The organism is Halomonas sp. LBP4, assembly GCF_003202205.1.
GTDB classification, from domain to species: Bacteria; Pseudomonadota; Gammaproteobacteria; order Pseudomonadales; family Halomonadaceae; genus Halomonas; species Halomonas flagellata.
Genome location: NZ_PDOG01000008.1, coordinates 147099 through 152244, shown reverse-complemented (window position 1 = coordinate 152244; position 5146 = coordinate 147099). Strand labels below are relative to the sequence as shown.

At 65.6% G+C, this 5146-nt stretch carries 5 protein-coding genes; 1 reads left to right on the top strand and 4 read right to left on the bottom strand.

All coding sequences use genetic code 11. From position 1 onward, the window contains the following. Window positions 1-219: 219 nt before the first annotated feature. From catA to CR157_RS20000, 3 genes are read right to left on the bottom strand one after another with little or no spacing between them, the layout of a single operon-like run. On the bottom strand, window positions 220-1194 hold the full coding sequence (gene catA / locus CR157_RS20010) for a catechol 1,2-dioxygenase (RefSeq protein ID WP_110285298.1): 975 nt from the start codon (window positions 1192-1194) through the stop codon (window positions 220-222). 60 nt (window positions 1195-1254) lie between these two features. After that, window positions 1255-1545 carry a muconolactone Delta-isomerase gene (catC, locus tag CR157_RS20005; RefSeq protein ID WP_110285297.1) on the bottom strand — a complete coding sequence of 97 codons (291 nt, stop codon included), beginning with the start codon at window positions 1543-1545 and terminating at the stop codon, window positions 1255-1257. Between the two features lie 32 nt (window positions 1546-1577). Further along, window positions 1578-2696 (bottom strand): muconate/chloromuconate family cycloisomerase, encoded by a 1119-nt coding sequence (locus tag CR157_RS20000; RefSeq protein WP_110285296.1) that lies wholly within the window; start codon window positions 2694-2696, stop codon window positions 1578-1580. Window positions 2697-2800: 104 nt separating this feature from the next. Here CR157_RS20000 and CR157_RS19995 point away from each other — a divergent pair, with 104 nt between their 5' ends. Further along, complete coding sequence (locus CR157_RS19995; RefSeq protein ID WP_110285295.1) at window positions 2801-3703, top strand: LysR family transcriptional regulator; 903 nt, start codon at window positions 2801-2803, stop codon at window positions 3701-3703. A 188-nt stretch (window positions 3704-3891) separates the two neighbouring features. Here the strand turns inward: CR157_RS19995 and pobA are convergent, their stop codons facing one another. Then, window positions 3892-5076: a 4-hydroxybenzoate 3-monooxygenase gene (pobA, locus tag CR157_RS19990; protein ID WP_110285294.1), complete on the bottom strand. Its 1185-nt coding sequence runs from the start codon at window positions 5074-5076 to the stop codon at window positions 3892-3894. Window positions 5077-5146 lie beyond the last annotated feature (70 nt).

Here is a 5146-nt window from a genome sequence, read left to right as displayed (position 1 = left end):
GGGTCGGTGAACATGCTGCGGTGGCAGCGGAAGATGCCGGCCTCGGCGTCGTCGACGACGGCGCCACGGACGCGCTGTTCGAGACGATCAAGCTGGGTGGTCATGATCCAGATCCTCGGTGTCTTGTCGTGATCGCTCGGAGCTGATCCGGCGGCAGGTCTGCTTCCTCATTTGACCTGCCCCCGGCGCTCCTCGCTGGAGGTCAATGGCAGGGGTCGATCAGACCTTGGCGGTGCCGGCCAGCTGGCTATGCTGGTCCTGCTCGTCTTCCTTGGCCCGCGGGCGCTTGTGGCGATGCTGCAGTTCGGGGTCGTCGGTCTTCGCCAGCTCGACGTCGAACACCACCTCGGTGAAGGGGCCTTCCAGGCCGCGCTTCTCGGCCTCGGCCGGATCCTCGATGCGCTTGCCTTCCACCACCAGCTCCTCGCGGGTGGCGAAGGCGAAGTCGTCGAAGGTGTAGGGGTCGCCGGCCAGGTTGATCTGGGTGGTCAGGTGCTTGTGGCCCGGCGCCGAGATGAAGTAGTGGATGTGCGCCGGGCGCTGGCCGTGACGGCCGAGCAGATCGAGCACCTGCTGGGTCGGGCTGTCCGGCGGGCAGCCGTAGCCGGAGGGGATGATGCTGCGCGCGGTATAACGGCCTTCGCTGTCGGTGAGGATGCTGCGGCGCAGGTTGTACTCGCTCTGGGTCGGGTCGAAGAAGGAGTAGCCGCCCTTGGAGTCGGCGTGCCAGATCTCGACCTTGGCGCCGGCGACGGGGTGGCCGTCGACGTCACGCACCTGGCCGGTCAGCCACATCACCTCGGCATCGGTATCGGTGCCGTCATCCAGGCGCGCGAAGCCCTCGGCCTCCGGGGCGCCGGCCACGTAGAGCGGGCCCTCGATGGTGCGCGGGGTACCGCCGGCCAGGCCACGCTCGGCGTCGGCGGCGTCCATGCGCATGTCCAGGTAGTGATCGAAGCCCAGGCCCGGCGCCAGCAGGCCGAACTGGGTGCCTTGGCCCAGGGCGTTGAGCACGCTGACGGCGGACCAGAATTCCTCGGCACTGACGTCGTAGTCGTCCATCAGCCGGTAGAGGTCGGAGAGCAGGCGGTGCATGATCTGCTTGGCACGCTCGTTGCCGCCGGCCTGGTCGAAGCCGCTGACGGCCTTCAGGAAGTCCTGCACTTCCGGAGTATCGAAAATCTTCACGGTCATGGTCTTGTCCTCGCGATTATCGTTATGCCCGGCCGGGCCGGGGCTGGCGTGATGGTGTGTTCAGCTATCGTCGTCCCGGATGGACGAGGGATGACGACACAGCGGCTTGACGCTGATCTCCATGTAGGGGAAGAGCGGCAGGTTGCTGACCAGCTCCTGCAGTTCGGCGTTATCCTCGACGTCGAAGATGCTGACGTTCGAGTAGCTACCGGCCACGCGCCACAGGTGGCGCCACTTGCCAGAGCGCTGCAGCTCCTGGGAGTAGGCCTTCTCGGTGGCCTTGATCTCGGCGGCCTGTTCGGCCGGCATGTCCGGCGGCAGCTTGACGGTCATTTCCACCTGAAACAGCATGGGTCTCTCCTCTTCAGTCTGTGCGCGACCCGTTACTTGCGCGAATAGTGGGCCAGCTTGTCTTCGTCCAGGGTGATACCGAGCCCCGGCCCCGTCGGCAGGTCGACACCAAACTCGTGGTAGTTCAGCGAGTCGACGACGATGTCGTCCTTGAGCAGCAGCGGGCCGAACATCTCGGTGCCCCAGGCCATCTCGGGCAGCGTTGCCCAGGCGTGCAGGGAAGCGGCAGAACCGATGGTGCCCTCGAGCATGGTGCCGCCGTAGAGGCCGATGCCGGCGGCCTGGGCCACATGGGCCAGCTCCAGCACCCCGTTGATCCCGCCGGACTTGGCGATCTTCAGGGCGAAGGCGCCGCTGAAGCCGCCGCACACCAGATCGAGGCCATCGCGGGCATCCTGCACCGCCTCGTCGGCCAGCATCGGCACGTTGAAGCGCTGCGACAGGCGGATCAGGCCGGCATGCTCGCGGGCCGGGATGGCCTGCTCGATCAGCTCGATGCCGGCATCCTGCAGGGCCTGGATGCCGCGTACGGCGGTGGCCTCGTCCCAGGCCTGATTGACATCGACCCGTACACTGGCGCGATCCCCCAGGGCCGCCTTGATGGCGGCCACGTGGCGCACGTCCTGGTCCACCGGGTTGGCGCCGATCTTCAGCTTGAAGTCGCAGTGGCGGCGCTCGTCCAGGCGCTGGAAGGCCTCGTCGATATCCTGCTTTGTGTCACCACTGGCCAGGGTCCAGAGCACCGGCAGGTGGTCGTGGCGGGCACCGCCGAGCAGCTCGGCCACCGACAGCCCCAGGCGCTTGCCCTGGGCGTCGAGCAGCGCGGTCTCCAGCGCCGACTTGGCGATGCTGTTGCCGCGGACATGACGATTCAGCCGCGCGCGCAGCGCATTGACATTGCCCGACGGCTCGCCGATCAGCAGCGGTGCCAGGTAGGTATCGATATTGCGCTTGATGCTCTCGGGGCTTTCCGGGCCGTAGGCGAGCCCGCCGATGGTGGTGCCCTCGCCCAGGCCCTCGATGCCATCGCTGTGGCGCATGCGCACGATGACCATCGTCTGGCAGGCCATGGTGGTCATGGAGAGCTTGTGGGGGCGGATGGTCGGCAGGTCGACCAGCAGCGTCTCGATGGTGTCGATCACGGATGTCATAAGGGCTCCGAAGTCCGGCAATCTGGTAATTACGTGGCAGTTTGATTGCAGCGTGAAGATCGAACCAATATTGTTTGGGTGCCCTGCCATACCCAGGAGGTATCATGGAACTGCGCCATCTCAGGTACTTCTGCGTGGTCGCCGAGGAGCTGAACCTGACCTGCGCCGCCGAACGGCTACACATGTCACAACCCCCTTTATCTAGACAGATCAAGCAGTTGGAGCATGAAGTCGGGGCCGAACTGTTCGAGCGGGGATCCCGCGGCTTGCGCCTGACCACCACCGGGCAGTTCTTCCGTCAGCACGCCATCCAGATCCTCGAAAAGGTGGACGCCACCCTGGAGTCCACTCGACGCATGGCCCGCAGCAAGCGCGTCATGTTCGGCATCGGCTTCGTGCCGTCGGTGTTCTATGGCCAGTTGCCATTGTTGGTGAGGGAGCTTCGACAAAAGGATAATGTCGAGCTGAGCTTGGCGGAGCTGACCACGGTCCAGCAGATCCAGGCACTCAAGGCCGGCCGCATCGATATGGGCTTCGGTCGTCTCAGAATAGACGACCCGGATGTGGACCAGGAAGTCCTGTTCGAGGAGCCGGTCATGGCGGCCCTGCCGGCGGGCCACCCTCTCGAGGGCACCACCCCGACCCTCGAGCAGTTGTCCCGCTATCCGCTGATCCTGTTTCCCGCCAAACCACGCCCCAGCATGGCCGACATGATGCTCGGGCTCTTCCGCCGCCAGGGGCTGAAGGTGGAAGTGGTGCAGGAGGCCAACGAGCTGCAGACGGCACTCGGACTGGTCGCCTCGGACATCGGCATCACCCTGGTACCCGAACAGGTGCGCCGCGTTCAGCGTGACGGCATCGTCTACACCTACCTCGCCGACAAGCACATCACCTCGCCGGTGATCTGCAGCCGCCGCCGGGGCGAGAAGCCTTCCGAGATCATGCAGGACGCCAACCGGATCCTCGAGGTGCTGGTGGAGAACCGCCGCAGCGGCCGCTATCCCTAAGAGCTCCTTTCACAACCATGTAGATGGGATGGGGCTGTCCGGCGGCAAGCCTTCGCGAGGGCGCTGTAAGCCCTTCCCTGGGCGCTACATTTGCCATCCTTGGCCAATGACCCTCGCTACGCCCTGCCCCCGGCGCCCATCAATCACTGGGAGTTTTGTTAATCGCCCGAAGCCCGAAGCCGTGCAGACTATTCCAGCGATTCGTAGGGCAGGCCCACGTAGTTCTCGGCGATGGTGGTCAGCCCGGCCTCGGAGCTGGTGACATAGTCCAGCTCGGCCTGCTGCATGCGGGTGCCGAAGTCCTCCTCCTCGGAGAACTTGTGCAGCATCGTGGTCATCCACCAGGAGAAGCGCTCGGCCTTCCAGATGCGCTTGAGGCAGGTCTCGGAGTAGTTCGGGATCAGGTCGGTGCGACCCTCCTGGTAGACCTTCACCATCAGCCGGTAGAGGGTGTTGACGTCGCTGGCCGCCAGGTTGAGGCCCTTGGCCCCGGTGGGCGGCACGATATGGGCGGCATCGCCGACCAGGAAGAGGCGGCCGTGCTGCATGGGCTCGACCACGAAGCTGCGCAGCGGGGCGATGCTCTTCTCGATGGAGGGCCCGGTGACCAGCTTCCCGGCCACCTCGTCGGGCACTCGGCGCTTGAGCTCCTCCCAGAAGCGCTCGTCGGACCAGTCCTCCACCTTCTCGTCCAGGGACACCTGGATATAGTAGCGGCTGCGGGTCTCGGAGCGCATGCTGCACAGGGCGAAGCCGCGCTCGTGCCGGGCGTAGATCAGCTCCTCGGCGACCGGCGGGGTCTCGGAGAGCAGGCCCAGCCAGCCGAAGGGGTAGACCTTCTCGAAGGTCTTGATGCGATCCCTGGGGATCGACTGGCGCGACACGCCGTGGTAGCCGTCGCAGCCGGCCACGTAGTCGCAGTCCAGGCGTACCGTCTCGCCCTCCTTCTCGAAGGTGACATAGGGGTGGTCGGTCTCGAGGTCATGGGGCTGGACGTTGTCGGCTTCGTAGATAGTGGTGCCGCCGATGGCCTCGCGGGCCTCCATCAGGTCCCGGGTGACCTCGGTCTGACCATACACCATCACCGTCTTGCCGCCGGTCAGTCCGGCCAGGTCGACGCGGACCCGGCGGTTGTCGAAGGCCAGCTCGACACCATCGTGAGGTAGGCCCTCCTCGTCCATGCGTCTGTCGACGCCCGCCTCGCGCAGCAGGTCGACCATGCCCTGCTCCAGTACCCCGGCGCGGATACGGCTCAGCACGTACTCGCCGCTCTTGCGCTCGAGGATGACGTTGTCGATGCCCTGGCGGCTCAGCAGCTGGCCCAGCAGCAGGCCCGAGGGGCCGGCGCCGATGATCGCGACCTGTGTCTTCATGGGGATGCCTCTATCGAATTCCTGGAGTGGTCAGGGCTATCGCAGTCAGCGCTTTCGCTTGGGGCTGATC

Bases quoted from the DNA above. Each gene is read 5' to 3' on its own strand.
- catA (WP_110285298.1), bottom strand. From the start codon at position 1,194: ATGACCGTGAAGATTTTCGATACTCCGGAAGTGCAGGACTTCCTGAAG.
- catC (WP_110285297.1), bottom strand. From the start codon at position 1,545: ATGCTGTTTCAGGTGGAAATGACCGTCAAGCTGCCGCCGGACATGCCG.
- CR157_RS20000 (WP_110285296.1), bottom strand. From the start codon at position 2,696: ATGACATCCGTGATCGACACCATCGAGACGCTGCTGGTCGACCTGCCG.
- CR157_RS19995 (WP_110285295.1), top strand. From the start codon at position 2,801: ATGGAACTGCGCCATCTCAGGTACTTCTGCGTGGTCGCCGAGGAGCTG.
- pobA (WP_110285294.1), bottom strand. From the start codon at position 5,076: ATGAAGACACAGGTCGCGATCATCGGCGCCGGCCCCTCGGGCCTGCTG.